The sequence below is a fragment of the Microbacterium sp. T3-8 genome (assembly GCF_055398145.1).
In genome coordinates this window covers 83723-109814 of record NZ_AP027918.1, presented here as the reverse complement: position 1 = coordinate 109814, position 26092 = coordinate 83723, and the positions used below count along the sequence as shown (strand labels likewise).

The window sequence follows — 26092 nt, the reverse complement described above, 5'->3', positions numbered from 1 at the left end:
TTAAGACGCCGTATATCGGTTTTCGTGACGCGACCACCGGGGTGAGTTTTCGGCGGGTCCGGGGTGAGAAGCCGATGCCGGGGACTACGCCGAGACGGGCAGCGACCGGGCGGCGTCGTGCAGGCAGTCGATGAACGCGGTGAGAACGGGGCTCCCGGCCCGGGCCTGGCGAACGGCGAGCAGCTGGGTCGTCGGTGAGCCGGCGAGCGGCACGACGGCGATCGACGGCGGCACGAGCTGGCGCACCGACTCGGGCAGGATGCTCGCACCCATGCCCGCGGCGACGAAGCCGAGCGCGGTCTCCTGGTGGGCGACCTCTTCGATCACTCGGGGCGTGCGGCCGCTCGCCCCGAGCACCTCGGCGACGCGATCGACGAAGCCCGGCATGAGCGCGCGGGGGTAGGTGATCATCGGTACACCGGTGATCTGCTCGGCCGTGACCTCGGAGAGGCCGGCCAACGGATGGTCGACGGGCAGGCAGGCGACGAGGCGCTCCTCGAAGACGACCTCGCAGGTCAGGGGAACGGATGCCGGCCCCTGCGGCGGCACCTCGTCACGCACGATGCCGACATCGAGCGTGCCCTCGCGCAGCCGGGCGAACTGCTCGCCCGAGGTGAGCGGAACGAGGCTGAGCGTGACCTTCTCGCGGCGGGCGCGGAAGAGCTGCACGACGCCGGGGAGCAGGGTGTAGTTCGCCGAGCTGACGAAGCCCGCGGTGAGGTGACCGGCGAGGCCATCGACGTAGTCGCGCATGTCGGAGCGCACCGATTCGACCTCGTCGAGGATGCGGCGGGCGCGCTCCTGCAGATGCCGGCCGGCCGGGGTGAGCGAGACGCGACGGGTGCTGCGCTCGAACAGCGCGGTGCCGACCTCCTGCTCGAGCCTGCCCACCTGCACGCTCAGCGGGGGCTGCGACATGTGCAGCCGCTGGGCCGCGCGGCCGAAGTGGAGCTCGTCGGCGACGGCCATGAAATAGCGCAGTTGACGGAGCTCCATGAGGGCACGATACGTGTCTCGTATTACCGCTCCGTTACGGGAAGATTGCGAGCGAAAAGGTATCAATAACGCATTTGACCTGGGGTTATTCGCACGGTTTCCTGGTGCTGGAGGAGTACCCATGACCGAGGCATCCGCATGACCGCCCCGCACGTCGCTCTCTTCCATGTGCGCACCCACCGGCCCCGCGCCGCCGCCGGGTACCAGGCCCTCCTCGACTCGCTCAACGAGGCGGCCGTCGCCGCCGTCGAGGGGCTCGGATGGACCGCCTCGCTGCACGCCGCGGCCGAAGACCCCGAGCCCGAGCTGCGGCAGGCCTCGCGCGAGGCCGATGTGGTCGTGATCCTCGGCGGCGACGACATCGAACCCGGACTCTACGGTCAGGAGGACCGTCGGCCGCGAAGGTCGCCGTACGAACGCCGGGCAGACCGGCTGCAGATCGCCGTGATCATGGATGCCGTGGGCGCCGGGCGCCCGCTGCTCGGACTGTGCCGGGGACATCAGTTGCTCAACGTCGCCCTCGGCGGGAGCCTGTTGCAGCACGTTCCCGGGCACCGGGGGCCGGGGGCGGAGCCGTTCATCGCCACGACGCTCGACTTCGCGGCCGTCGCGCCGGGGCTCGCGCCGCCCGCGCTGTGCACACACCATCAGGCCATCGACGAACTCGGCGAGGGGTTGATGGCGCTCACGCGATCCGACGACGGCGTGATCGAGGCCATCGCCCACGAGACCCTGCCCCTGCTGGGGGTGCAGTGGCATCCTGAGCATCCGCTCACCGCTGCGACGCAGTTCGGCGCGCTGCTGCGGGCGGTGCATGCGGGGGAGTTGGTGGCGTAGGAGTCCCGCCCCGTGTTGCGGAGGAGTTCTCGCGTAACGGAGGAGCGTTTGCGGCATCCGATCCTGCGTTGCGTGTGATCTCCTGCGGAGCGGGGCCCTTCGTCTCGCTGCGCTCGCTCAGGAACCGGGTGCGTCGTGGGGCGCTTCGACAGGCTCAGCGACCCGGTAGGTGGCTCAGCGACCCGGTTCGGGACGGGTCTACGCGCCGGTGCGGACGACCGTGACGCCGCGTTCTTCGATGCCGGCGGCGGTGGCGTCGCTCAGGCCCGCATCGGTGACGATCACGTCGAGGTCTTCGAGGTCGAACACCCGGTAGCGGCCGAACGAGCCGTACTTCGAGCTGCCGGCGACGAGCACCGTCTCGCTCGCGCTCTCGATCGCCGCGGTCTTCGGGGCGATCTTCGACTCGGTCGGGGTCGTGACGCCGCGGCGCAGATCCCACGACGACGACGAGAGGAACGCGATGTCGATCGACAGCTCGTGCAGCGTGAGAGCGGCGAGACGCCCGGTGGTCGACTGGTTGGCCTTCTCGACGCGTCCGCCGATGGCGATGATGTCGGCGGTGGGGTGGTCGAGGAACGCGGCGATGATGGCGAGGTCGTTGGTCACGACCGTGAGGTCCTGCACCGTCTCGAGGTGCGGGCGCATCGCCTGGATGGTCGTGCCGGCGTCGAGGTAGATGGTCATCGACTCGGTGACGAGGGATGCCGCGTGGCGGGCCATCGCGTCCTTCTCGGCGACGTCCTGCCGAGCTTTCTCGAACCGCGACGGCTCGGTGACCAGGCGCGAGGCGATCTTCGCCCCGCCGGGGGTCGCGAGCACGCGGCCAGCCTCTTCGAGTACGGCGATGTCGCGCCGGATCGTCATGTGGCTGACGCCGAGGATGCCGGTGAGCTGGCGGTAGCTGAGCACGCCCTCGCGGCGCAGGTGCTTGACGATCAGCTCGCGCCGCTGCTCGGGGATGAGCGGCGTGGCGGTGGCGTCGTCGGAGGGGGTCATGTCGTCGTCAGCCTAGCGAACGAGGGTGGATTCCTCGGTCCAGGGAGTGCCCCAGCGATCGGCGAGGGCGCGCACGTCTTCCGGCGGCAACAGGCGGCGGGGCTTGCCGTCGGTGAGCAGCGCGATGCGGCACGCCTCCTCCAGCTCGATCGCCGCTTCGACGGCGGCATCGAGGCCGGGTGCCGAGACGATCTGACCGTGGTTCGCGAGCAGTGCGGCGCGGAACGGGCCGGGCAGCGCGAGCATCTGCGCGGCGAGGTCGGGGTCGCCCGGCACGCGGAACGGCACCAGCGGCGTCTGGCCGACGCGCATCACGAAGTAGGGGGTGAGGGGCGGGATGGCGCTGTACTCGGACCATGGCTCGAGGCAGCTCGCGGCGACCGCGAACGGCGAGTGCAGGTGCACGACGGCGGTGTGCTCGACGTTCTTGGCGTAGAACCCGAGGTGCAGGCTCAGCTCTTTCGACGGCTTCGCGCCGCGCAGGTGCTCACCGCCACGGGTGACGACCGCGATGTCGGCGTCGGTGAGGCGGCCGAGGTCGGTGCCGGTGCCGGTCATGTACACGACGTCGTCGACGCGGATGCTGACGTTGCCGCTGCTGCCGGGGCTGATGCCGGCGGCGGCGACGCGTGCGCCGGCCGCGATGAGTGCGTCAGTGGGAGTGGTCATCGAGCGCCCTCCAGGCGGTGGTGAACATGTCGTCGGCGCCGAAGTTGCCCGACTTGAGAGCGATGGTGACGGGGCCGTGCGCGGTTTCGGCGCCGCTCCAGCACACGCCGGGGGCGATGCGCGGTCCGATCAGCAGGCGCTGGATGCCGAGGCGCTGCACGACCGCGCCCGAGGTCTCGCCGCCGGCGACGATCACCTGGGTGACGCCGAGTTCGGCGGTGGCGCGGTCGACGATCGCCGAAAGCACTTCTTCGATCCGGCCGGAGACGGTGTTGCCCTCGGGGCCGCGACGGATGTCGTCGAGCGACCCGACGGTGTAGACCAGCGGGATGCTGTCGGCGTCGAGCGTCTCGAGCCACGAGACCGTGTCGGCCACGACCTGCTCGGGATCGTCTGCGATCGCCTCGATGTCGAGCTTGCGGCTGGGGAGCGTGTGAGCGGCGTGCGCGATCTGCGCGCGGGTCTTCGCCGAGGCGCTGCCGCACACGATCAAGCGGCGGCCGGGGGTGACCTCGATCTGGGAGAGGGTGCCGGGGCGCGGTCCGGTCATCCCGAGGGCGAGACCCGCCCCGCCGGTGACGACGCGCCAGTCCGAGACGGCGGTCGCGATGGTCTCGAGATCGGCGTCGGTCATCGCGTCGACGACGGTGTAGCCGGCCGGCTCGGAGCCGAGGGTGCTGCGCAGGGCCGCGGGGCCCGCCCACACGGCATCCGCCCCCACCTCGTGGATCGGGCGCGCGGTCTGAGGGGTGAGGATGTCGCGCAGGCGCGACTGCGTCATCGGTGTGAGCGGATGCTGTCGCATGGGGGAGTGCTCGAGGAGCTCGTCGTGCACGAACAGGTGTCCGCGGTAGACGGTGCGGCCGTTGTCGGGGAACGAGGGCACGACGATCGTGCGGGTCTCGCCGAGTTCGTCGAGCACGGCGTCGAGGATCGGGCCGATGTTGCCCTCGGGTGTGGAGTCGAAGGTCGAGCAGTACTTCACGTAGTAGCGGCGGGAGCCGAGGGCCTCGAGGGCGCGCACGGCGCGGAGGGACTGGGCGACCGCGTCTCCGACCGGGGCGGTGCGGGTCTTGAGGGCGACGACGACGGCATCCGCATCGCCGAGCTCGGCCGGGTCGAGCGGGGCGTCCTCGATCGAGACGATCGCGCGGAACCCGCGCTGGCGCAGCGCGATGGCGAGGTCGGTCGCGCCGGTGAAGTCGTCTGCGACGGCGCCGATGTCGATCACGGTTCCTCCTCGGGAGTGGGTGCCCCCATTCCATCACGTGTGAACTGTTGTGAACAAATTTGAGAAATGTTTACGTCTGTGAAACAGTGTTCGAGGCCGCAGGGAGAACCCGCTCCCGCTGCACTCGTACGACCGCACGGAACGTCCCGTGCAGAGGGGACCACCGATGACCCGCGCTCCTATCCGCGTCGCTCTCACCGGCGCACGCGGAGGTTTCGGCCGCACGTTCCTCTCCCAGCTGCGCTCGATCGACCGTATGACGGCCACGCAGCTCATCGACCCCGATGTCGACGGCGTGCGCACCCTCATCGCCGACCTCGGCGGACTCCCCGACGCCGAGCCGATCCCCGGCCACGACGACGTCCGTTGGGACGAGATCGACGTGCTCGTCGAAGCTTCCGGTCGCGTCGAGGCGGGCTACCGCTACGCCGCCGAGGCCATCGAGCGCGGCATCCACGTCGTCATGGTCAGCAAGGAGATCGAGAGCGTCGCCGGTGTCTCGCTCTCGCGCGCCGCCCGCGCCCAGGGCGTCGGCTACCTGCCCGGCGACGGCGACCAGCCCGCCAACCTGCTGCGCCTGCTCGACTGGGTCGAGCGCGTCGGCCTCGAGGTCGTCGCCCTCGGCAAGTCCGGCGAGTACGATCTCGTCTTCGACCCCGCCACCGGAGTGCTCGAGCAGCAGGGCGAGCGGATCGAGGCATCCGCCCTCACCGACCACCTGTTCCTCGGCGACGACATCGACAAGACGCTCGCCGCCCGGGCATCCGTCGTCGCACCGCTCAAGCGCGCCGCCGCCGCCGACTCCTGCGAGATGGCCGTCGTCTCGCTCTACGCCGGCGCCACCGCCGACACCGAGCGCATGCACTACCCCGTCGCCCGCCCCAGCGAGCTGGCCGACATCTACGCCCGCCGCGCGGACGGCGGCATCATCGGCACCGACCGCACGGTCGACGTGTTCTCGGCATTGCGCCTGCCCGGCGAGACGAGCTTCGCCGGCGGCGTGTTCGCGATCGTCACCACCGGTGACCCCGAGACCTGGGACCTGCTCGCCGGCAAGGGTCACATCGTCTCGCGCTCGGGTCGTTACGCCTGCATCTACTGGCCGTACCACTTCATGGGCGTCGAGACCCCGCTCACGATCGACGCTCTGGTCGAGGGCACCTCGACTTTCGCCGAGCCCCGGCACCACACGGTGCTCGCCGCCCGCGCCGCCCGCGCGCTCGCCGCGGGAGAGACGTTCGAGGTGCGTGGTCACCACCACGAGATCGACGGCGTCGCACCCGTCATCATCGATCGGGCGGATGCCGTCACCGACGCCGATGACACCCTCGCGGCCGCGTACTACCTGCTCTCCGGCGCACGCCTCGTGCGCGACATCGCCGAGGGCGAGCTCATCCGCCTCGCCGACCTCGCGGGCGTGGCCGATGACGTGCGCACCGCCTTCGTGGAGGGCGTGCGGCTGTGAGCATCGAGACAGCTCGCCGGATCCAGGACACGCGCCTCCCCGAGGGGCACGATCTGCGCATCATCGACGCCCACCACCACTTCTGGGACCTCGACGGCGACGGCCATTGGCCCTGGATCCAGGACGAGTACAACGAGCAGTTCTTCCTCGGCGACTACAACGCCATGCGCCGCACCTTCCTGCCGCGCGAGTACCTCGCCGAGACCGCTGGCTGGACCATCCTCGGCACCGTGCACTGCGAGGCCGAGCGCAGCCGGAGCGAACAGGTCGCGGAGGACGACTTCCTGCAGGGGCTCAGCGACGCCACCGGCGGACGCTTCCCGATCGCCGCCGTTGCTCACGTCGGATTCCTGCAGCCGGACCGCGATGAGGTGCTCGCCGGGCACGCGCAGCGCTCCATCGTGCGCGGCATCCGCTCGAAGCCCGTCATCGCCGCACGAGCCGACGAGACCGCGACCGGCCCCGGCACCCTCCACGACCCCGCGTGGGTCGAGGGCATCGCGGCGCTGGCGGCGCACGGGTTCTCGTGGGACCTGCGCGTGCCGTACTACCACCTCGCCGAAGCAGCCGACGTACTCGCGGACTTCCCCGAGCTGACCGTCGTGATCAACCACTGCGGCCTGCCGCTCGACCGCGACGCCGACGCCCTGCGCGTCTGGCGCGACGGCATGGAACGCCTCGCCGCGCTGCCCGGCACCGCCGTCAAGGTGTCGGAGCTCGGCCTGTACCGCAACCGCTGGGACCGCTCCTCCAACGAGGAGGTCGTGCGCGACACCCTCGCGATCTTCGGCGCCGACCGCGCGCTGTTCGCCTCCAACATGCCGGTCGCGACCCTGACCGCCCCCGACTTCGACGAGGTGATGGACACGATCCTCACCGGCGCCGCCGGCCTCGACGCCGCGGGACTCGACGCCCTCTTCCACGGCACCGCCGCGCGGGTCTACCGACTCGACGTACCCGCCGTCTGACCCGTTACCGCTCACCCGAAACCCTCTGACACCCCCCTGAACCGACGAAGGACCCTCATGACGACCGTCAACGACGACAAGCTCTTCCGGAAGGTGATGCTGCGCGTGCTCCCGCTCGCGATGCTCGGCTTCTTCCTCTCGTACCTCGACCGTGTGAACATCGGCTACGCGCAGGCCACCATGAGCGCCGACCTCGGATTCTCGAACGTGGTCTACGGTCTCGGTGCCGGACTGTTCTTCATCGGTTACTTCATCTTCGAGATCCCCTCGAACCTCATCCTCGCCAAGGTCGGCGCGCGCAAGTGGATCGCCCGCATCATGATCACCTGGGGCCTGATCTCGGGCCTCATGTTCATCGTCGACAGCGAGTGGATGTTCTACCTGCTGCGCTTCCTGCTCGGTGTCGCCGAGGCCGGCTTCATCCCCGGCATCCTCTTCTACATGGCGCACTGGTTCCCCGCCAGCCGCCGCGGACGCGCCTGGGGCATCTTCTACATCGCGCTCGCCTCGTCGGGCCTCATCGGCGGCCCCGTCTCGGGCTTCATCCTCAGCGGCATGGACGGCGTCTGGGGCCACACCGGCTGGCAGTGGCTGTTCGTGATCGAGGCGATCCCCACCGTGCTCCTCGGTATCGTCATCCTCTTCTGCCTGCAGGAGGACTACCGCAAGGTCACCTGGCTCACCGAACCCGAGCGCGATCGCCTCGGCTCCCTCCTCGCCGCCGAACGCGTCGACGAGGCCGAGACCCCTCTGCGCAAGGTCTTCACCAGCAAGCTGATCTGGCTGCTCACCGCCGTGTACTTCTCGTACAACTTCGCCCTGTACGGCATCAGCTTCTGGCTGCCGACCCTCATCGGAGACCTGGGCATCACCGACACCGTGCAGATCGGCTTCCTCAGCGCGCTGCCCAGCCTCGCGGCGATCATCTCGATGGTCACGTTCGGCTACCTGTCGGACCGCGCCGGCGAGCGCCGCAAGTTCATCGCCGCAGCCTTCCTGCTCAGCGCCACCGGCTTCGCGATCTGCATCATCGCGGGCACCGACCCGGTCTGGGGAATCATCGGCCTGTGCCTCGCCAACGCGGGTGCCCTGTCGATCCCGGCGATCTTCTGGAGCTTCCAGACCTCGATGCTCGCCGGCACCGCCCTCGCCGGCGGTATCGCGCTCATCAACTCGACCGGTAACCTCGCGGGCTTCGCCGCACCGTACCTGATCGGCTTCGTGAAGGACACGACCGGCGTCGCGACCGTCGCCCTGTACATCACGGGCGGCATCATGATCGTCGGCGCGATCCTCACGATGACCGTGCGGCAGCATCGCGCCGTCGCCACGGCGAAGGACCTCCCGTCGGAGCTCGTCTCGAAGTAGACCCCCCGCTACCGAGACCGGCCGAGCCCCCGCAGACAGCGTGTCTGCGGGGGCTTCGTCGTGAGCGGCGGCCCGGTTTCGAGGAGTGGGTCCCTGAGCTTGTCGAAGGGCCCCTCCCCGCGGAGCTGCGTCTCGTGGGGGACGCTTCGACAGGCTCAGCGACCCAGCGGTGCGGCTCAGCGACCCAGCGGTTCGGCTCAGCGACTCGGTGGCGCGGCTCGGTGACCCGGTCGGGGACTGGGTCCCTGAGCCTGTCGAAGGGCCCTGCCCGACGAGACTTATCCCCAGGCGGGCAAACGCGCCGTTCACGGCATCCGACAATTGCCCATGGCCTGGACGTACATCCTCCGCTGCAACGACGGATGCTTCTACACCGGAAGCACGAACGGCGATCTCGACGCACGCGTGTGGCAGCACAACCACGATGACGAGCTCGCGGCGCACTTCACTCGTGTCCGCCGACCCGTCGTGGTCGTCTACGCGGAGAAGTTCGACACCGTGGACGCCGCGTTCTTCAGGGAGAAGCAGATCCAGGGCTGGAGCCGGGCGAAGAAGATCGCGCTCATCGAGCAGCGGGGCGAAGATCTGCCGAGGCTGTCCCGTTCCTCGGGGAGGGACGCTTCGACAGGCTCAGCGACCCAGTAGTGCGGCTCAGCGACCCAGCCTCTGCAACTGGGTCCCTGAGCTTGTCGAAGGGGCCCGCCGCTGCACCCGAAACGCGCCGGAAACACCTTCTGCCCACGCCTGTCATCTGCGGGGTCGGACGCGTATCGAAGGCACATTCCTGTGCGAACAACATGGGACATCGCCCCATAGCAACGGCCCCGCGGCGGCATCCACACTGAACGACAACAGGCCGGTGGTGTGCACCGTCCGCGGAAGAGACGGAGCATCATGGAGTCGTTCGAGGTCGCAGTCGTCGGGATGGGAGCGCTCGGCAGCGCCGCCACCTACCACCTGGCCCGTCGTGGAGCGAAGGTGGTCGCGCTCGAGCAGTACGAGCTCGGTCACGTGCGGGGAGCCTCGCACGACACCTCGCGCATCGTGCGGACCTCGTACGGATCCACCGCCTATGTGCGCCTCGCCCAGTCCGCGTACCGCGACTGGGCCGACCTCGAGGCCGAGTCGGGCGAGCGCCTGCTCACCATCACCGGCGGGGTGATCCTCATCCCCTCCGACGGCCCCTACTCGGCATCCGATTTCACCACCGCTCTCACCGAGTGCGACGTCGCGCACGAACTGCTCTCGCCCGCCGAGGTGCAGGCGCGCTGGCCGCAGTTCCGCGTGCCCGAGAACGTCGAGACGGTCTACACCGCCGACACTGGCATCGCCCATGCCTCCCGCACGGTCGCAACGCTGCAGATGCGCGCCCGCGTGCATGGCGCCGACATCCGCGACCGCACCGCCGTCGAGAGCCTCACGCCCGACGGCGACGGCGTGATCGTGCACACGTCGAACGGCGACATCCGCGCCGGCAAGGTGATCCTCGCGACGGATGCCTGGACGAACACGCTCCTCGACCCGCTCGGTGCGACGATCCCCCTCGACATCATGCAGGAGCAGGTCAGCTACTTCCGCCCCGCCGAGCCCGAGAACTACGATCGCTCGGTCTTCCCCGTGTGGATCTGGGAGGACGACGAGTGCTACTACGGGTTCCCGACCTACGGCGAGCCGACCATCAAGGCCGCCCGCGACGTGTCGGAGAACCGGATGACGCCCGAGAACCGGTCGTTCGTCCCCTCGCCCGAGCTCATCGAGCAGCTCACCGGATTCATGCACGACGTGATCCCCGGATCCGGCCCCGAACTGCGCACGGTCACCTGCCAGTACGCCCTCACCAAGGACCGCCGGTTCGTGCTCAGCGCGCTGCCGCAGCACCCCGACATCATCGTCGGCCTCGCTGCGGGTCACGGCTTCAAGTTCACGCCGGCCCTGGGTCGGGTGCTCGCCGAGCTCGCCCTGGACGGCGAGTCGACCGACGACCTGAGCGAGTTCGCCGCGGCGGACTCGATGGTCGTCTGACCCGCCTGCCCGCGGCATCCCGATCGCCGCGCCCTTCTTCCGCCCCTGCTATGGAGGTTTCGCCCATCATGCGACCGTTCCCCTGGGCCGCCGCACCGTACAGACGCCCTCGCGCGCTGGGTAGCGTGACCGCCATGTCATCGACGACACCCTCCGTTCTCGGACCCCGCACGCACGCGACAGCGGGCGCACGCGACCGCGTGATGAGCACGGGGGAGTGACACGACGGTGACCCGCTACATCATCCAGCGCATCCTCTCGTCGCTGTTCGTGCTCTTCATCCTCTCGATCATCGTGTTCTCGATGGTGAGGATCATCCCGGGCGACCCGCTCGCCGCGTTCGTCGACCCGGCGAACCCGGACCCCGCGAAGCTCGAGGCCCTGCGCGCCGAGCTCGGTCTCGACCAGCCGTGGATCACGCAGTACTTCTCGTGGCTGCTGGGCGTCGTGCAGGGAGACTTCGGCCGTGCGATCACCGTGCCGGGCGAGGTGTCGACCCTCATCGCGACGCGCCTGCCGCTCAGCCTCACCCTCGCGGTGATGGCGACCGTGTTCGGCACCGTGCTCGGCATCCCGGCCGGTGTGCTGGCAGCGACCCGCTGGCGCCGGCTGCCCGACCACGTCGTGCGCGGTCTGTCGTTCGTGCTGCTGGCCACGCCGCCGTTCGTGCTCGGCACCGTTCTCATCCTGGTGAACTCGCTCACCCTCCGCCTCCCGCTCGTGGGATACGCGGGGGCGGCGAACGATCCCCTGCGGGCGATCGGGGTGCTGATCCTGCCCGCTCTGCTGATCGGCATCGTGCTCGCCGCGATCGTCGCCCGGTACACGCGCGGCACCCTGCTCGACACCCTCGGTCAGGACTTCGTGCGCACCGCCCGCGCCAAGGGCGCTTCGCCCGGACGACTGGTCGGCCGGCATGCGCTGCGCAACGCGCTCATCCCGGTGACGACCGTCATCGGCATCGAGCTCGCGGCGCTCGTCGGCGGCACCGTCGTCATCGAGGCGGTGTTCTCGCTGCCGGGGATGGGCTCACTGCTGCTGACCGGCATCCGCTCCTCCGACTATCCGATCATCCAGGCCACCGTGCTGCTGATCGGTGTCGTCTACGTGGTGATCAACTTCGTGGTCGACCTGCTGTATCCGTTGATCGATCCCCGAGTGAGGGTGCACACGCGATGACCGTCACAAGAGAACTCGCCCTCGCCGAGGTCGCCGGCAAGCGCCCGGCCCGCCGCAAGTTCGGCCCCGCTTTCTGGAGCGGCGCCGGCATCCTCGGCGTCATCCTGATCCTCGCCGGCTGGATGACGGTCGCGCCGCTCTACGATCCGTTCGTCGCCTCGGGCCCTGCGCTCGCCGCGCCGAGCCTCGACCACATCCTCGGCACCGACAACCTCGGCCGCGACACGTTCACCCGCCTCGCGCTCGCCGCCCGCACCAGCCTCATCATCTCGGGGGCGGCCGCGCTGCTCGGCGCGGTGATCGGCACCTTCTTCGGTCTGGTGGCCGGGTACGTCGGCGGATGGGTGGATGCCGTCATCATGCGCGTCGTCGACGCGGTGCTCGCCCTGCCGGCGATCCTCGTCGCCCTCGTCGTCGGCGTCGTGATCGGCAACGGGCCGTGGCCGCTGATCCTCGCTCTCGGGCTCGTGTTCGCCCCCGGTTTCGCCCGGGTGATGCGGGCTCCGGTGATCGCCCTCCGCGAGCGGGACTTCGTGCTCGCGGCGACCCTCAGCGGCGTGCGCCCGGCGCGCGTGATCGTCGAGCACCTGCTGCCCAACGTGCTCACCCCGCTGTTCGTGCAGTTCGCCTCGGTGGCCTCGCAGGTCGTGCTGATCGAGGCGGCGCTGAGCTACCTCGGCCAGGGCGTGCAGGCGCCCGAGCCCTCGGCCGGCCGCATGATCAGCGAGTTCACCCGCTTCATGCAGCTGCAGCCGTTGCTGATCATCCTGCCCTCGCTGGTGATCATCCTGCTGTCCGCCGCGTGGAACCTCCTCGCCGACGGAATGCAGGACTACCTCGCCCCGCGGCGCGAGCCCGCCTTCTCGCTCGGGCGCCGCACGAAGCGCCGCGGCCCGGCGAACCCCGACCGCACCACCACATCCACGCAGCACACCCGAACGGAGTAGAGGTATGAACAGACGACACTGGGCAGGGGTGGCGGCACTCGCCGTCGCGACCCTGGCGATCGCCGGATGCACGTCCGGCGGCGGTACCGGCACCGGCGGAGAGGATGCCGGTGACCCGGTCGCCGGCGGAACCCTCACGTGGGGCGTGCCCGCCGAGCCCTCGGCCGGCGGCATCGACCCGATGGTGGCCTCGGCCATCGCCGCCGAGGTCATCTACTCGATGGCCTACGACACCCTCCTCACCCGAGACGACGACGGCACCATCGAGCCGGCCCTCGCCACCGAGTGGGAGCAGACCGACGAGACCACCTGGGTGTTCCAGCTGCGCGACGACGTCACGTTCGCCGACGGCACCCCGTTCGACGCGGGTGACGTCGTCTACTCGTTCGAGACCCGCAAGGACGGCGGCACGAACGCCACCTACCTCAGCCTGATGGACAGCGTCGAGGCCACCGGCGACTACGAGGTGACGTTCCACTTCAGCGCCCCGGACGGCACGTTCCTCGACGCGGTCTCCGCGCGGCAGACCTTCCTCATCGTCAGCGAAGAGGCCTACGGCAACGCCACCGAGGAAGAGCGTCAGACCACGAGCGTCGGCACGGGCGCCTACCAGGTGACCGAGTGGAACCAGGGCGTCTCGGTGACGATGGAGAAGAACGAGAACTACTGGGGCGAGGAGCCCTACATCGACACGATCGTGTTCGAGCTGTACCCCGACGAGAACACCCTGCTCGCCGCCGTGCAGCAGGGCAGCGTGCAGGCCGCGTCGTTCATCGACGGCAGCCTCGCGCAGCAGGCCGCCTCGTCGGGCTTCACGCTCGGTGAGGCCGCGTTCCGTCAGAACCTCGCCGTCTACGTGAACCCGGAGTCGGGTCCGCTGGCCGACGTCGACGTGCGCCGCGCCTTCTCGCTCGCGCTCGACCGACAGGCGATCGTCGACACCGCCATGCTCGGCAACGCCGGCATCTCGTTCGTGCCGCCCGCCGGAGACCCCGGCGCCACCGACGCCACGAAGCTCCCGTACCACGAGCGCGACGTCGACGAGGCGAAGCGTCTGCTCGAAGAGGCCGGTCAGCCCAACCCCGAGATCACCCTCAGCTACATGGGTGACGTCGCCGCGGCGCACCACCCGGTCTACGAGATGATGCAGCAGCAGCTGGCCGAGGCGGGGATCACCCTCAACCTCAAGGCCACGCCGCTCGCCGAGATCTCGCCGATCTTCACCACCGGCGAGTCCTGGACCGACCTCGTCGCGATCCCGGGCAGCCCGCGCGCCTCGGCGGCCTACTACCTCGAGCCGGTGCTGCTCGAGGGCGGCTATTACAACCACTGGGACGGCAACCCCGACGCCGAGAAGGCCCGCGAACTGCTCGTGCAGGCGAAGTCGGCGGCCACCCCCGAGGAGTACAACGAGCTCGTGGCGGAACTCGCGACCGAGGCGGCCGACAAGGCGCTCGAGTTCGTGCCCGCCGCGGTGCCGGTGTACTTCGAGGTCTGGGACAGCAACAAGCTGCACGACTACGAGAACGACGCGTTCTACGCGCGCTCGGCTCTCGACCACGCCTGGTTGACGCAGTGACACCCCGCCCCGGCGCCTCTCCCCCCCCCGGAGGCGCCGGGGCACCCCTCCCCGCTTTCTCTCCCGTATCGATCACAGAAGCGAGTCGCGCATGACCGACGCCACCGACGCCCTCCGCGTCGAAGACCTCAGCATCGCCTACGGCAGCGCCCCGCCGTCGGTCTCCGGCGTCTCGCTGCGCGTGCGCAAGGGCGAGATCGTCGGCGTGATCGGCGAGTCCGGCAGCGGCAAGTCGAGCATCGCGCTCGCCATGATGGGGCTGCTGCCCGATTCGGCCCGCGTCACCGCCGCGAGCATCGACGTCGCCGGCTCCGACATGAACGACGCCACCGAGCGCGACTGGGCCCAGGTGCGCGGAGTGAAGGCATCCATGGTCTTCCAGGAGCCGATGTCGGCGCTCAACCCCTGCATGCGCATCGGCGCCCAGATCGCCGAGGTGCTGCAGATCCACGGCAAGGCCGACAAGAAGCAGGCGCGCGCCCGGGCCCTCGAGATCCTCCGGCTCGTGCAGATGCCGGATGCCGAGAAGCGCCTGAACTACTACCCCCACCAGCTCTCCGGCGGTCAGCGCCAGCGCGTCGTCATCGCGATCGCCGTCGCCGCCGGCCCCGACCTGCTGGTCGCCGACGAACCCACCACCGCCCTCGACGTGACCGTGCAGGCGCAGATCCTCGACCTCATCAAGAGCCTCCGCGACGAGACCGGCATGGGCGTGCTGTTCATCAGCCATGATCTCGGCGTCATCGGCCAGCTCTGCGAGCGGGTCGCCGTGATGTACCGCGGACGCGTGGTCGAGACCGGTTCGGCCCGACGCGTGCTCGAGGACCCGCGGCATCCGTACACCCGGGCGCTGCTCGAGAGCATCCCGCGGCCCTCGGTGCCCGTGCGCTCGCCGCTCGCCGTCATCCCCGCCGTGAACGACTTCGACAGCGTTCCCGCCGTGCTCGAGGAGGCATCGTGACCGACGCCCTGCAGACCCCCGCAGCCCTTCCCGACGACGTGCTGCAGGTGAAGAACATCACCCAGCGATTCGGACACGGCGACAACGTCATGACCGCCCTCGACGACGTGAGCCTCAACGTGCCCCGCGGCGAGACGCTCGGTCTCGTCGGCGAATCCGGGTCGGGCAAGAGCACGCTCGCCCGCGCCATCCTGCTCATGCGCAAGCCCACGCTCGGCACGATCGAGTTCGACGGCGCCGACGTCACCGGTATCCGCGGTCGCGCCCTGCGCACGCACCGCCGCCGCATCCAGATGGTCTTCCAGGACCCCAACGACTCCCTCGACCCGCGTTTCACGGTCGCCCGGTCGATCGCCGAGCCGCTCGTGGCGGCGGGCATCGGCCAGAAGGAGCGCCGCCGCCGGATCGCCGACTCGCTCGACCGCGTGGGACTGCCGATGGATTCCGCCGGACGCTACCCGCACGAGTTCTCGGGTGGACAGCGCCAGCGCATCGCGATCGCACGGGCCATGGCCGCCGAACCCGAGTTCGTGGTGCTCGACGAGCCCACCTCGGCGCTCGACGTGTCGGTGCAGGCGCAGGTGCTCAACCTGCTCGTGCAGCTGCAGAAGGACACCGGCGTCACCTACCTCTTCATCACCCACAACCTCTCGGTCGTGCACCACATCGCCCATCGGGTGGCCGTGATGCACCAGGGGCGGGTCGTCGAGGAGGGCACCGGCGAGCAGGTCATGAACGCTCCGCAGCATCCGTACACCCAGAAGCTCCTCGAATCGATGCCGGTGCTGTACCGGAGCTGAGGGTCTCTTCGAAAGGGGTCGCACATGCGCGTGCAGAGACGCGGCGACAACGAGCACGACTGGGAGCTGTACCACGGCGAGGGCCGGATCGGCATCGAGTGGTACTTCCAGCAATCGACGTCGCTGCCCACGTCGGTCATGATGTACCGGCTCGAGCCGGGCGCCGAGGAGGGGCAGCACCATCACCTCGACGACGACCCCACGAGCTGCTCGCCGAACAGCTCCGACGAGATGTACATCGTCACGCGCGGAGAGGTCGTGATCACGGCGGGTTCCGATCGCCGGGTTCTGCGGGTGGGTGACGCCTTCTACGCCCCCGAGGGCATGCGGCACGGGGTGCGCAACGAGTCGGATGCCGTCGCCGAGCTCGTGCTCGTGTTCGGGCCTCGCGGCCCGCATCCGTTCCCGCAGACCGGGGTCGAGGCGTTCGACGCGGAGGGTGAGCGGTAGGAGGAGCTGGGTCCCTGAGCTTGTCGAAGGGCCCACCCCGCGGCATCCGTTCGGGAGGAGTTCGCGGCCTCGGCAGGATCGGAACGGCGGATGCTTCCTGCGGAGGCTGTGTTCTCCTCCGTTGGTGAGGGCGGGGGCCCTTCGTCTCGCTTCGCTCGCTCAGGAACCGGTCGACGACGGGTCGCTCGGTGGCATCCGTGATGGGCGGAGTTCTCGTCGTTGGGCGGAGTTCTCGCGCGGATGCTTCCGCCCGACGGGGAGCTCTCCGCCGGAGTCGCGCGTGGGGGCACCTCGCGGCATCCGTTCGGGAGGAGTTCGCGGCCTGAGCAGGATCGGAACGGCGGATGCTTCCTGCGGAGGCTGTGTTCTCCTCCCGAGTCGCGCGTGAAGGGCCCCGCCCCGCGGCATCCGCGCTATGGATGCACCGATCGGTCATGAATGCCGCTTTTCATGCCTCAGAACCGGCATTCATGACCGATCGGTGCACACAGGGGCGCAACGCTACGAGGCCGGGCCCCGCAGGCGCTCGCGCAGTTCGTCGAGGCGCACGGCGATGCCGATGCGGAACATCCGCTCGTCGTCGCGCCATCCGGCACCGAGCACGTGGTCGAGGCGGTCGAGGCGCTGCAGGATCGTGTTCGTGTGGAAGTTGAGGGCGCGCGCCGTGCGGGTGGGGCTGGCGTTGTTGCGCACGAACGCCCGCAGGGTGCCGAGCAGATCGGCGTTGCGTTCGGCGTCGTACTGGCGCACCGCCCCGATCGTGTCGCGCAGGAACGCCGACAGCCCCTGCGCATCGGTGTCGAGCACGGCCGAGTAGGGCAGGAAGTCCTCGACGCGCGCGGTGAGATCGGCGAGCTCGAGCGCGGCGAGCAGGCGCGCGGTGCGCCGGGCGGCGAGGAACGCCGAGGGCAGCGGACCCTTCGCGGGCGGCGGTACGACGACGGTCACCGCCTCCTGGATCGCGGAGGCGACCTCCCTCCGCAGGCGCTCGGGATCGACGGGGCCGCGGTCGCTCGCGAGGGCGGCGACCACGAATCCGCGGTACTCGCCGACCAGCGCACGGTCGTCGAGCGAGCGCACGACGGCGCGCGCCGCGGCGGTCTGCTGATCGCCCGGCACCGCCAGCAGCAGCAGGGAGTCGAGGGTCGCGAGGTCGACGCCGAGGCGGCGCGCACGCCGCTCGACGTCGGAGCGCCGCTCGGGCACGTCGTCGAGCAGGTCGGCGATCAGTTCGCTGCGCACGCGGTGGTCGGCTCCGGATGCCGCCTCCTGCTGCAGCTCGAGCAGCGCCCCGACCTGGGCCGCACGCTCGACGGTGCGGAAGTCGACGGCGCCGAGCTCGAAGGCGCCGTCGCCGAGCAGGAGCGCCCCGAAGTGGCGGTTCCCGGCGGTGAGAGCCGAAACGGCGCGCACGCCCGCGCCCGCGACCGGTACGCAGTGTCCGTTGCGGCGGCTCTCGGCGAGGGCGTCGCGCACGGGCTCGTCGAGCGACAGCATCCCGGGGGCGAGCGGCAGCCCCGCGGCGGCGATCACGTTCTCCTGCGCATCGATGATCGCGACCGCCCGGCCGAGGGCCGAGGCGAGGGTCTCGGCCACCGGGCCGAATCCGCCGCCGGCGAGCACCGCCTGCACGAGCTCCTGGTGCACGGTGTTGGCGCGGTCGCGCTCGACGAGGTGCGCGGTGAGGCTCTCGAGGGTGCGACGGCTGGCATCCTCCGACAGCTGCAGCTCGCGCAGCGTCTGCGTCGTCTGCAGGATGACCGAGGCGTGGTCGGCGAGCGCCGACAGCAGCGCGACCTCGTCGGGGGAGAACTCCTTCGTCTCGCGGTTGCCGACGAACAGCACACCGAGCACGTCGTCGCTGCTGAGCATCGGCACGCCGAGCATCGACACCAGGCCCTCGGCCGAGACGGCGTCGTCGATGCCGGTGTCGTGGCGGTCCTCGGTGTAGGCGGTGTAGTCGGCGACCCACTGCGCGGTGCGCGACTCGACCACGACGCTCGCGAGGCCGCGACCCGGGGGCACGCGCAACTGCTGGAACGAGGCGCTCACCGAACCGCTGGTCTCGCGCACCCGCAGCTCGGAGGTGTCGGGGTCGAACTCCGACAGGTAGGCCAGGTCGACGCCCATCATCTCGCGGGCGCGCTGCACGAGGCGGGCGAGCACGGCGTCGCTGTCGCGCAGCTCGGCGAGCTCGCGAGCGCTGGAGAAGAGGGCGGTGAGCTCGTGCTCGCGGCGGCGCAGACGCGACAGCTCGCGCTGGATGCGGGCGACGCGCTCGGCGAGCAGCGCGGCATCCGCTTCGCTGGCCCCGAGCGCGCGGAGGGCGTCGCTGACACCGGTGGGGCCGACGAGTTCGGGGTCGTGGGCCGCATCGAGGAGCGAGGCGATGGCGTCGTCGTGCTCGGGCATCTTCGTCCCTTCGGGGGAGGGCGGCGCCGACAGGCGCGTGACTTCAGTGTCGAGCATGAGCGCTGTCGCCCTCAAATCAGGTCCCTCAGCCGCGACCCTCGGCGCGTGCGGCGGTGCGCAGGAGTCCGGCCGCGAGTTCGGGCCACAGCTCGTGGGGGATGAGGTGCCCCATGTCGGGGTGCACCTGCAGTTCGGCGCCGGGGATCGCCTCGGCGATGTCGACGGCGGATGCCCAGTGCAGCACGTCGTCGTCGCGGCCGTGGAAGACGAACGCGGGAGCGGTCACCGACCGCAGGGCGTCGAGGCGCTCGGGCGCGCGCGTGAGCGCCGCCCACTGCCGGGAGAAGCCCTCCGGGTGGTAGCCGCGGTCGTAGGCCTCGCCGGTCGCGCGCACGTGCCACTCGACCTGGTGGTCGAAGCGTCCGACCGGTGCGGCCTCGAGGGCTGTGCGCGTGAACGCCACGGCCTGCTCGCGCGTGACGCGCACGGGCGCTTCGGCGAGCTCGGGGCGCTCGCCGTGCGCGACCCAGCGGCGCGACTGGCCGGGGATGGTCGACAGCAGCCCGAGGCTGAGGATGCGCTCGGGGTGGTGGATCGCGAGCATCTGCGCCATCATCCCGCCCATCGAATGCCCGGCGACGTGCGCCTTCGCGACTCCCAGATCGTCGAGCACGCGCAGCACGTCCTCGGCCAGATCGATGAGGTCGTAGCCGCCGTCGACGTCGTCGGGTCCGCCGAAGAGCTGCGAGAGACCGGTGTCGCGGTTGTCGAAGCGCACCACCCGCAGGCCGCCGGCGGTGAGGATGCCGATGAACTCCTCGTCCCAGCTGAGTAGCTGGGCGCCGCCGCCCGAGACGAGCACGAGCACGGGGGCGTCGGCGGGGGAATCGGCCCCGGCGAACACCTCGTAGTACAGGCGCACATCGGCGGAATCGGTGTAGGGCATGCGTACTCCTCGCGCTCGGGGGACCCGCGGTCCGCGCTCCGGGTGATGGTGCGAGTCTAGGTTCCGCGATCAGGCGGGGTGATGTGTCGACCGCATACAGCGGGGCCCCGAGGATGAGTGTTCCACCCATCGTCGCCCCTGCCGCCCGCTCCTAGTGTCTTCCTTGACCACAGCGCCGATGACCCGGTCGCTGTCCCGAAGGAAGGTGGCCGATGTCGATCAACAGCCGAATCTCCGGACTCCGCGATCACACCCCGGATGAGCGCCTCGCGCTCGTCGCGCAGGGTGCGGAGCTGGATGCGGATGCTCTGGGGGCGCTGCGCCCCGACAGCGGTCTCTCGCTCGCTCAGGCCGACCACATGGTCGAGAACGTCGTGGGTCTCATCGCGGTGCCGGTCGGCGTCGCCACGAACTTCACGATCGACGGACGCGACCGCCTGATCCCGATGGCCACCGAAGAGCCGAGCGTCGTCGCCGCCGCCTCGAACGCCGCCCGCATGGCCCGCGGTCACGGCGGCTTCACGACCTCGTACACGGGCGATGTGATGATCGCCCAGATCCAGGTGCTCGACGCGATCGACCCGCACGGCGCGCGCTTCGCTCTGCTAGAGGCGAAGGACGAGCTGCTCGAGCTCGCCAACCAGCAGGACCCGATGCTGGTCTCGCTCGGCGGCGGGGCGTTCGACATCTCGGTGCGCGTGCTCCCCACCCGCGCCGGAGTGCAGGTCATCGTGCACCTGCACGTCGACGTGCGCGATGCGATGGGCGCGAACGCGGTCAACACGATGGCCGAGGCGATCGCCCCGCGCATCGCCGAGCTCGCCGGCACCCGCACGCTGCTGCGCATCCTCACCAACAAGGCCGAGCTGCGCCTCACCCGCGCCCGCGCCGTGTTCGACGCCGAACTGCTGGGCGGTCCCCAGGTCGTCGACGACATCGTCGCCGCGAGCGCGTTCGCCGAGGCCGACCCCTACCGTGCCGCCACGCACAACAAGGGCATCATGAACGGCATCACCGCGGTCGTGCTCGCCACCGGCAACGACACCCGCGCGGTCGAGTCGGGCTGCCACTCGCACGCCGCCCGAGCCGGCGGATACACGGCGCTGTCGCAGTTCGAGAAGGATGCCGACGGCAACCTCGTCGGCACGCTCGAGGTGCCCCTCGCCGTCGGGCTCGTCGGCGGTGCCACCCGCGCGCACCCCACCGCGCAGGCGTCCGTGAAGCTGCTCGGCGTCGAGACCGCCCGCGAGCTGGCGAGCGTCATCGCCGCCGTCGGACTCGCCCAGAACCTCGCCGCCTGCCGGGCGCTCGCCGCCGAGGGCATCCAGCGCGGACACATGACCCTGCACGCGCGCACGATCGCGGCATCCGCGGGTGCCGACGTCGACGAGATCGGCGCGGTCGCCGCCCGGATCGTCGCCGACCGCCGCATCCGCGTGGAGTACGCCCGCGAGGTGCTCGCCGAACTGCGCGGGGGCGGGGCCGGCGCATGACCGCCACGGTCCCGGCGCCCCGGGTGATCCGCGAGGACGGGCTCCCCGCGCGCGTCACCGTGTTCGAGGTGGGTCCGCGCGACGGCCTGCAGGCCGAGACCGACATCATCCCCGCCGCCGTCAAGATCCAGCTCTGCCGTCGGCTGTACGCCGCCGGTAGCCGTGACCTCGAGGTCACGAGCTTCGTGCCGCCGACCTGGATCCCCCAGCTCGCCGACGCCGAGCAGGTCGTCTCCGGCCTCGAGGTGCCCGCGGGCGCCCGCGCCGTCGGCCTCGTGCCGAACCTCCGCGGTCTGCAGCGCGCGATCGACGCCGGCATCCGCGAGGTGTCGGTGGTCGTCAGCGCCACCGAGTCGTTCGCGAAGGCCAACCTCAACACCACTCGCGCAGGCGCCATCGACCGCGCGGTCGAGGTGATCGCCGCGGCGACCGCGCAGGGCATCCCCGTGCGCGGCTACGTCTCGATGGCCTTCGGCGACCCCTGGGAGGGGAGCGTCGACACGGATGCCGTCACCGAAGCCGCCCGCGCCCTGCACGAGGCCGGAGCCCGGAAGATCGCGATCAGCGACACGATCGGCGTCGCCACGCCCGGTCACACGATCGCGGTCATCGAGGAGGCCCTCGACGCCGGCATCCCCGTCGAGGCGATCGCCCTGCACCTGCACGACACCTACGGGCAGTCGCTCGCGAACGTGCACGCCGCCCTGCGACTGGGCGTTGCCGAGTTCGACGCGTCGGTCGGCGGGCTCGGCCGTTGCCCCTACGCCAAGGGCGCGACCGGTAATCTCGCGACGGAGGACCTCGTGTGGATGCTGCACGGCCTCGGCATCGAGACCGGACTCGATCTCGAAGCCCTGGCCGCCACCACGCTCTGGCTCTCCCGCATCCGCACCGTGCGGCCCGCGTCGAACGTGGCCCGCGCGTTCGCGGCCGCCGGACTCGACACCCCCGAACCCGCACAGGAGGTCACTCCCGCATGATCGACACCACCCTCCCCGCCCCCGGCGCGCTCGCCGGAGTCACCGTGATCGACCTGTCGCGCGTGCTCGCCGGCCCCTACGCCTCGCAGACCCTCGCCGACCTCGGCGCGACGGTCATCAAGGTCGAGAACCCGCGCGACCCCGACGTGTCGCGCGGCTTCCCGCCGTACCTCACCGACGGCGAGGAGGAGTTCAGCGCGTACTACGCCCAGTACAACCGCGGAAAGCTCGGCGTCGGTCTCGACCTCGCGACCCCCGAGGGCAAGGAGGTGTTGAAGGACCTCGTGCGCGGCGCCGACGTGCTCGTCGAGAACTTCCGCCCCGGCACCATGGAGAAGCTCGGTGTGGGCTACGAGGTGCTGCGCGAGATCAACCCGCGCCTGGTCTACACCGCCATCTCCGGCTACGGCCGCACGGGGTCGCGCAGCAAGCGCCCCGCCTTCGACAACACGGCCCAGGCCGCGGGCGGCATCTGGTCGATGAACGGCTACGCCGAGCATCCGCCGGTGCGCGTCGGCGTCACGATCGGCGACCTCTCGGCGACCCTGTTCGCCGTGATCGGCACGCTCGCCGCGCTGCGTCACGCCGAGGCCACCGGCGTCGGCCAGGTCGTCGACGTCGCGCAGGTCGACAGCATCGTCGCCCTCACCGAGACCGCGGTCGTCGACTACACGGTCACGGGCAACGTCGCGTCGCCGCAGGGCAACGCGCACGCCTGGGTGCGGCCCTACGAGCTGTTCGACTGCGCCGACGGTCAGGTCTTCTTCGGCGCGTACACCGACAAGCTGTGGAACGCGAGCTGCGACCTGTTCGGCACCCCCGAGCTCAAGGACGACCCCGAGATCGACACGATGCGCAAGCGGTTCGAGACCGATGTGTACGAGCGCCGCGTCAAGCCGATCGTGGCGGGGTGGCTCGCGACCCGCACCAAGCAGGAGCTCGAGGACCTCGCGGGCGACGTCGTGCCCCTCACCGCGGTGAAGACGATCGGCGAGGTGGTCGATGACCCCGGCACTGCCGAGCGCGACATGATCGTCGAGGCCGACTACGGCGACCTGGGCGTGCTGCGCATGTTCGGTCAGCCGATCAAACTGTCGGAGACCCCCGCGACCCCCGCCCGCACCGCCAACCGCTTCGCCGAGCACGCCGACGAGGTGCTGGCGCGGTTCGCCGGGTACGACGCCGCCCGCATCGCCGAGCTGCGCGCCGCCGGGGCACTGCCGTGAGCACCCCCGCGCCCGTCGTGCGCACCGCGCCCATCACCGCCGACACCGTCGAGGCGTACCGCGGCACGTTCGCGGCAGCCGATCCGGCGCTCGCCGCGGGCGACCTGCTGCCCGCCGCCTGGGAGGGCGTGTTCTTCCCGTTCGCGGTGCCACTGGCCGACCTGCGCCCCGACGGCACCCCGGCGCGTGACGGCGTCGTGCCCGAGATCGACCTGCCCCGCCGCATGTACGCGGGCGAGACGACCGAGTTCCTGCGACCGATCCGCCTCGGCGACGAGGTGGTGCAGACCACGTCCCCGGGCTCGGTGGTCGACAAGACCGGTTCGCGCGGGCGTCTGACCTTCGTGGACATCGTGCGCGAGTATGCGGTCGCTGGCGAGGTGGCGGTGCGCAGCGTGTGGCACGACGTCTTCCTCGAGGCGGCGGATCCGGATGCCCCTGCCCGCGCCCCGCGCCCCGACCCGTCGATCGCGGCGGAGGGGGAGTGGGTCGAGGAGCTCACGCCCGACGCCCGCCAACTGTTCCGGTTCTCGGCGCTCACGTTCAACACGCACCTCATCCACTACGACCGGGCCTGGGCGCGCGACGTTGAGGGCCTGCCCGACCTGCTCGTGCACGGGCCGTTGACGCGCATCCTGCTGATGGACGCCGCCCGACGGCACACGCCCGAGCGCGTCCCCGCGCGTCTCGACGTGCGGGCGATCGCACCGGTGCTCGTCGACCGGCCGCTGCGTCTGGTCGGACACACCGCGCCCGACGGCATCCGCGTCACCGCCGTCGACGCCGACGATGTCGTGCTGGCCACCGCCGACATCACCTGGGCCTGACGGCCATCCCACCCCCCACCTGGAGACACCGTGAGGCACAACCCCGATTACGCCCTCGATGACGTCGAGACCGTGCGCGCCCTCGTGCGCGAGAACCCGTGGGCGACGATCGTCAGCCACGTGCCCGGCGAGGGACTCGTCGCCTCGCACTACCCGGTGCTGCTCGAAGAGGATGCCGAGGGCATCTCGATCGTGAGCCACGTCGGTCGCCCCGACGAGCGCCTGCACCAGCTCGGCCGGCACGAGACGATGGTGATCGTCTACGGCCCCCAGGGCTACGTCTCGCCGAGCTGGTACGGCACGTCGCCGGCCGTGCCCACGTGGGACTTCGCCGTCGCGCACCTGTTCGGCACCCCCGAGATCCTCTCCGACGACGAGAACCTCGCGGTGCTCGACCGCCTCGTGAGCTGGTTCGAGAGCCCGCTGCCCGACCCGTACCTGATGCATCGCACTCTCGAGAACACCGCCTACGCCGAGCGCATCGTGCACGGCACCGTGGGGTTCCGCCTGCGGGCCACCCGCATCGAGGCCAAGGAGAAGATGCACCAGGACAAGTCCCCCGAGGTGATCGCGCGCGTCGTCGAGGCGCTGCGCAACCCCGGCCCCTATGAGAACCCGAAGCTCGCCGATCGCATCGCGGATGTGAACCGCGACGTGCTCGATGGAAAGGAAGTGACCGCATGACCGCGTTCGTCGGAGTGGGTGACATGGTCGAGTGGATCTCGCGCCGCGGAGCCGAGACGATCATGACCGAGATGGCCGACACGATCGAGGCGGACTTCCGCCGGTGGGAGTCGTTCGACAAGAGCGAGCGCGTCGCCAATCACACGCCGTTCGGCGTGATCGAGCTCATGCCGATCAGCGACCCCGACATCTACGCGTTCAAGTACGTCAACGGTCACCCGTTCAACCCGGGTCGCGGGTACCAGACGGTGACCGCGTTCGGTGTGCTCGCCGATGTGCACAACGGTTACCCGGTGTTCCTCGCCGAGATGACCATGCTCACGGCGCTGCGCACGGCGGCGACCTCGGCGATGGTGGCCCGGCGCCTCGCGCGCCCGGATTCGTCGACGATGGCGATGATCGGGGCGGGCAGCCAGGCCGAGTTCCAGGCCCTCGCGTTCCGCGGGGTGCTGGGTGTCTCGCGGCTGCGGATCTACGACGTCGACCCCGCGGCATCCGCCAAGTTCGTGCGCAACCTCGCACCGCGCGGCTTCGACATCACGGTGTGCGCCTCGGCGTCGGAGGCCGCCGCCGGCGCCGACATCGTCACGACGTGCACGGCCGACAAGGCGGTCGCGCAGGTGCTGACGGATGCCGATGTCGCCCCGGGCATGCACATCAACACGATCGGCGGCGACTGCCCGGGCAAGACCGAGCTCGACCCGCGGATCCTCGATCGCGGTCCGGTGTTCGTGGAGTACACGCCCCAGACGCGCGTCGAGGGCGAGATCCAGAACGTCGCCGCCGACTTCCCGGTCACGGAGTTCTGGCAGGTGCTGAACGGGACGGCTGCGGGACGCACCTCGCCCGAGCAGGTGACGATCTTCGACTCGGTGGGTTTCGCGATCGAGGACTTCTCGGCCCTGCGTCACCTGCGCGCCGATCTCGCGGGCACGGGGCTCGACACCGAGATCGACCTCGTCGCCGCCCCCGAGGACCCGAAGGACCTCTTCGGCTTCGCGACCTCGCCCGTCCCCGTCGCCTGACCGGCGGCCCCGCCCGCCGACCCCGACC

General features: G+C 70.5%; 24 protein-coding genes. 18 read left to right on the top strand and 6 right to left on the bottom strand.

Annotated elements, in window-relative coordinates; translation table 11 throughout:
* Nucleotides 1–84 precede the first annotated feature (84 nt).
* Complete coding sequence (locus ACZ5Y9_RS00475; protein WP_247624257.1) at nucleotides 85–996, bottom strand: LysR substrate-binding domain-containing protein; 912 nt, start codon at nucleotides 994–996, stop codon at nucleotides 85–87.
* Between the two features lie 138 nt (nucleotides 997–1134).
* Here ACZ5Y9_RS00475 and ACZ5Y9_RS00470 point away from each other — a divergent pair, with 138 nt between their 5' ends.
* Entirely contained in the window at nucleotides 1135–1833 is a 699-nt protein-coding gene (locus tag ACZ5Y9_RS00470; RefSeq protein ID WP_247624258.1) for a gamma-glutamyl-gamma-aminobutyrate hydrolase family protein, read from the top strand.
* 198 nt (nucleotides 1834–2031) lie between these two features.
* Here ACZ5Y9_RS00470 and ACZ5Y9_RS00465 read toward each other — a convergent pair whose 3' ends face one another.
* Genes ACZ5Y9_RS00465 through otnK form a run of 3 tightly spaced genes read right to left on the bottom strand, consistent with a single transcriptional unit; the run spans nucleotide 2032 to nucleotide 4732 of the window.
* Nucleotides 2032–2832, bottom strand: coding sequence for a DeoR/GlpR family DNA-binding transcription regulator (locus ACZ5Y9_RS00465; RefSeq protein WP_464471962.1), 801 nt, complete (start codon nucleotides 2830–2832; stop codon nucleotides 2032–2034).
* A gap of 12 nt (nucleotides 2833–2844) precedes the next feature.
* Nucleotides 2845–3501 carry a class II aldolase/adducin family protein gene (locus ACZ5Y9_RS00460; protein ID WP_247624260.1) on the bottom strand — a complete coding sequence of 219 codons (657 nt, stop codon included), beginning with the start codon at nucleotides 3499–3501 and terminating at the stop codon, nucleotides 2845–2847.
* Complete coding sequence (otnK, locus tag ACZ5Y9_RS00455; protein WP_247624261.1) at nucleotides 3485–4732, bottom strand: 3-oxo-tetronate kinase; 1248 nt, start codon at nucleotides 4730–4732, stop codon at nucleotides 3485–3487. Before otnK ends, ACZ5Y9_RS00460 begins: the two co-directional genes overlap by 17 nt.
* A gap of 166 nt (nucleotides 4733–4898) precedes the next feature.
* Between otnK and ACZ5Y9_RS00450 the strand changes: the two genes are divergently transcribed.
* The 11 genes from ACZ5Y9_RS00450 (at nucleotide 4899) to ACZ5Y9_RS00400 (ending at nucleotide 16471) form a co-directional block, all read left to right on the top strand.
* Nucleotides 4899–6197 (top strand): homoserine dehydrogenase, encoded by a 1299-nt coding sequence (locus ACZ5Y9_RS00450; RefSeq protein WP_247633607.1) that lies wholly within the window; start codon nucleotides 4899–4901, stop codon nucleotides 6195–6197.
* Complete coding sequence (locus ACZ5Y9_RS00445) at nucleotides 6194–7165, top strand: amidohydrolase family protein (protein WP_464471961.1); 972 nt, start codon at nucleotides 6194–6196, stop codon at nucleotides 7163–7165. Before ACZ5Y9_RS00450 ends, ACZ5Y9_RS00445 begins: the two co-directional genes overlap by 4 nt.
* A 57-nt stretch (nucleotides 7166–7222) precedes the next feature.
* The gene (locus ACZ5Y9_RS00440; RefSeq protein ID WP_247957110.1) at nucleotides 7223–8533 is read left to right on the top strand and encodes an MFS transporter; all 1311 of its coding nucleotides are present in this window, start codon (nucleotides 7223–7225) and stop codon (nucleotides 8531–8533) included.
* A gap of 327 nt (nucleotides 8534–8860) precedes the next feature.
* Nucleotides 8861–9178 carry a GIY-YIG nuclease family protein gene (locus ACZ5Y9_RS00435; protein WP_247624265.1) on the top strand — a complete coding sequence of 106 codons (318 nt, stop codon included), beginning with the start codon at nucleotides 8861–8863 and terminating at the stop codon, nucleotides 9176–9178.
* Nucleotides 9179–9427: 249 nt separating this feature from the next.
* Complete coding sequence (gene solA, locus ACZ5Y9_RS00430) at nucleotides 9428–10555, top strand: N-methyl-L-tryptophan oxidase (protein ID WP_464471960.1); 1128 nt, start codon at nucleotides 9428–9430, stop codon at nucleotides 10553–10555.
* Nucleotides 10556–10783: 228 nt separating this feature from the next.
* A complete protein-coding gene (locus ACZ5Y9_RS00425; RefSeq protein ID WP_247624267.1) occupies nucleotides 10784–11734 on the top strand; it encodes an ABC transporter permease in 951 nt (316 codons plus the stop codon).
* Nucleotides 11731–12681 carry an ABC transporter permease gene (locus ACZ5Y9_RS00420; RefSeq protein ID WP_247624268.1) on the top strand — a complete coding sequence of 317 codons (951 nt, stop codon included), beginning with the start codon at nucleotides 11731–11733 and terminating at the stop codon, nucleotides 12679–12681. Before ACZ5Y9_RS00425 ends, ACZ5Y9_RS00420 begins: the two co-directional genes overlap by 4 nt.
* Nucleotides 12682–12685: 4 nt before the next feature.
* Nucleotides 12686–14260, top strand: coding sequence for an ABC transporter substrate-binding protein (locus tag ACZ5Y9_RS00415; protein WP_247624269.1), 1575 nt, complete (start codon nucleotides 12686–12688; stop codon nucleotides 14258–14260).
* A 91-nt stretch (nucleotides 14261–14351) separates the two neighbouring features.
* Entirely contained in the window at nucleotides 14352–15221 is an 870-nt protein-coding gene (locus ACZ5Y9_RS00410; protein WP_247624270.1) for an ABC transporter ATP-binding protein, read from the top strand.
* Complete coding sequence (locus ACZ5Y9_RS00405) at nucleotides 15218–16021, top strand: ATP-binding cassette domain-containing protein (protein ID WP_247624271.1); 804 nt, start codon at nucleotides 15218–15220, stop codon at nucleotides 16019–16021. The genes ACZ5Y9_RS00410 and ACZ5Y9_RS00405 overlap by 4 nt, the downstream gene beginning before the upstream one ends.
* A 24-nt stretch (nucleotides 16022–16045) precedes the next feature.
* Nucleotides 16046–16471: a cupin domain-containing protein gene (locus ACZ5Y9_RS00400; RefSeq protein WP_404597161.1), complete on the top strand. Its 426-nt coding sequence runs from the start codon at nucleotides 16046–16048 to the stop codon at nucleotides 16469–16471.
* Between the two features lie 501 nt (nucleotides 16472–16972).
* Here ACZ5Y9_RS00400 and ACZ5Y9_RS00395 read toward each other — a convergent pair.
* Together ACZ5Y9_RS00395 and ACZ5Y9_RS00390 are read right to left on the bottom strand one after the other, a co-directional pair.
* Complete coding sequence (locus ACZ5Y9_RS00395) at nucleotides 16973–18940, bottom strand: helix-turn-helix domain-containing protein (RefSeq protein WP_464471959.1); 1968 nt, start codon at nucleotides 18938–18940, stop codon at nucleotides 16973–16975.
* Nucleotides 18941–18968: 28 nt separating this feature from the next.
* Nucleotides 18969–19829 (bottom strand): alpha/beta fold hydrolase, encoded by an 861-nt coding sequence (locus tag ACZ5Y9_RS00390; protein ID WP_464471958.1) that lies wholly within the window; start codon nucleotides 19827–19829, stop codon nucleotides 18969–18971.
* A 212-nt stretch (nucleotides 19830–20041) separates the two neighbouring features.
* Here ACZ5Y9_RS00390 and ACZ5Y9_RS00385 point away from each other — a divergent pair, with 212 nt between their 5' ends.
* From ACZ5Y9_RS00385 to ACZ5Y9_RS00360, 6 genes are read left to right on the top strand one after another with little or no spacing between them, the layout of a single operon-like run.
* Entirely contained in the window at nucleotides 20042–21322 is a 1281-nt protein-coding gene (locus tag ACZ5Y9_RS00385; protein WP_247633617.1) for a hydroxymethylglutaryl-CoA reductase, degradative, read from the top strand.
* Entirely contained in the window at nucleotides 21319–22302 is a 984-nt protein-coding gene (locus ACZ5Y9_RS00380; protein ID WP_247624279.1) for a hydroxymethylglutaryl-CoA lyase, read from the top strand. Before ACZ5Y9_RS00385 ends, ACZ5Y9_RS00380 begins: the two co-directional genes overlap by 4 nt.
* A complete protein-coding gene (locus ACZ5Y9_RS00375; protein WP_464471957.1) occupies nucleotides 22299–23528 on the top strand; it encodes a CaiB/BaiF CoA transferase family protein in 1230 nt (409 codons plus the stop codon). Before ACZ5Y9_RS00380 ends, ACZ5Y9_RS00375 begins: the two co-directional genes overlap by 4 nt.
* On the top strand, nucleotides 23525–24355 hold the full coding sequence (locus ACZ5Y9_RS00370) for an FAS1-like dehydratase domain-containing protein (protein WP_464471956.1): 831 nt from the start codon (nucleotides 23525–23527) through the stop codon (nucleotides 24353–24355). The genes ACZ5Y9_RS00375 and ACZ5Y9_RS00370 overlap by 4 nt, the downstream gene beginning before the upstream one ends.
* 30 nt (nucleotides 24356–24385) lie before the next feature.
* The gene (locus ACZ5Y9_RS00365; RefSeq protein WP_247624282.1) at nucleotides 24386–25039 is read left to right on the top strand and encodes an FMN-binding negative transcriptional regulator; all 654 of its coding nucleotides are present in this window, start codon (nucleotides 24386–24388) and stop codon (nucleotides 25037–25039) included.
* On the top strand, nucleotides 25036–26064 hold the full coding sequence (locus tag ACZ5Y9_RS00360; protein ID WP_464471955.1) for an ornithine cyclodeaminase: 1029 nt from the start codon (nucleotides 25036–25038) through the stop codon (nucleotides 26062–26064). The genes ACZ5Y9_RS00365 and ACZ5Y9_RS00360 overlap by 4 nt, the downstream gene beginning before the upstream one ends.
* The last annotated feature ends 28 nt before the right edge of the window (nucleotides 26065–26092 follow it).

Excerpts from the sequence above, each read along its gene's own strand:
- ACZ5Y9_RS00475 (WP_247624257.1), bottom strand. The coding sequence starts at position 996 with ATGGAGCTCCGTCAACTGCGCTATTTCATGGCCGTCGCCGACGAGCTC.
- ACZ5Y9_RS00470 (WP_247624258.1), top strand. The coding sequence starts at position 1,135 with ATGACCGCCCCGCACGTCGCTCTCTTCCATGTGCGCACCCACCGGCCC.
- ACZ5Y9_RS00465 (WP_464471962.1), bottom strand. The coding sequence starts at position 2,832 with ATGACCCCCTCCGACGACGCCACCGCCACGCCGCTCATCCCCGAGCAG.
- ACZ5Y9_RS00460 (WP_247624260.1), bottom strand. The coding sequence starts at position 3,501 with ATGACCACTCCCACTGACGCACTCATCGCGGCCGGCGCACGCGTCGCC.
- ACZ5Y9_RS00450 (WP_247633607.1), top strand. The coding sequence starts at position 4,899 with ATGACCCGCGCTCCTATCCGCGTCGCTCTCACCGGCGCACGCGGAGGT.
- ACZ5Y9_RS00440 (WP_247957110.1), top strand. The coding sequence starts at position 7,223 with ATGACGACCGTCAACGACGACAAGCTCTTCCGGAAGGTGATGCTGCGC.
- ACZ5Y9_RS00435 (WP_247624265.1), top strand. The coding sequence starts at position 8,861 with ATGGCCTGGACGTACATCCTCCGCTGCAACGACGGATGCTTCTACACC.
- solA (WP_464471960.1), top strand. The coding sequence starts at position 9,428 with ATGGAGTCGTTCGAGGTCGCAGTCGTCGGGATGGGAGCGCTCGGCAGC.
- ACZ5Y9_RS00420 (WP_247624268.1), top strand. The coding sequence starts at position 11,731 with ATGACCGTCACAAGAGAACTCGCCCTCGCCGAGGTCGCCGGCAAGCGC.
- ACZ5Y9_RS00415 (WP_247624269.1), top strand. The coding sequence starts at position 12,686 with ATGAACAGACGACACTGGGCAGGGGTGGCGGCACTCGCCGTCGCGACC.
- ACZ5Y9_RS00410 (WP_247624270.1), top strand. The coding sequence starts at position 14,352 with ATGACCGACGCCACCGACGCCCTCCGCGTCGAAGACCTCAGCATCGCC.
- ACZ5Y9_RS00400 (WP_404597161.1), top strand. The coding sequence starts at position 16,046 with ATGCGCGTGCAGAGACGCGGCGACAACGAGCACGACTGGGAGCTGTAC.
- ACZ5Y9_RS00395 (WP_464471959.1), bottom strand. The coding sequence starts at position 18,940 with ATGCTCGACACTGAAGTCACGCGCCTGTCGGCGCCGCCCTCCCCCGAA.
- ACZ5Y9_RS00390 (WP_464471958.1), bottom strand. The coding sequence starts at position 19,829 with ATGCCCTACACCGATTCCGCCGATGTGCGCCTGTACTACGAGGTGTTC.
- ACZ5Y9_RS00385 (WP_247633617.1), top strand. The coding sequence starts at position 20,042 with ATGTCGATCAACAGCCGAATCTCCGGACTCCGCGATCACACCCCGGAT.
- ACZ5Y9_RS00380 (WP_247624279.1), top strand. The coding sequence starts at position 21,319 with ATGACCGCCACGGTCCCGGCGCCCCGGGTGATCCGCGAGGACGGGCTC.
- ACZ5Y9_RS00375 (WP_464471957.1), top strand. The coding sequence starts at position 22,299 with ATGATCGACACCACCCTCCCCGCCCCCGGCGCGCTCGCCGGAGTCACC.
- ACZ5Y9_RS00360 (WP_464471955.1), top strand. The coding sequence starts at position 25,036 with ATGACCGCGTTCGTCGGAGTGGGTGACATGGTCGAGTGGATCTCGCGC.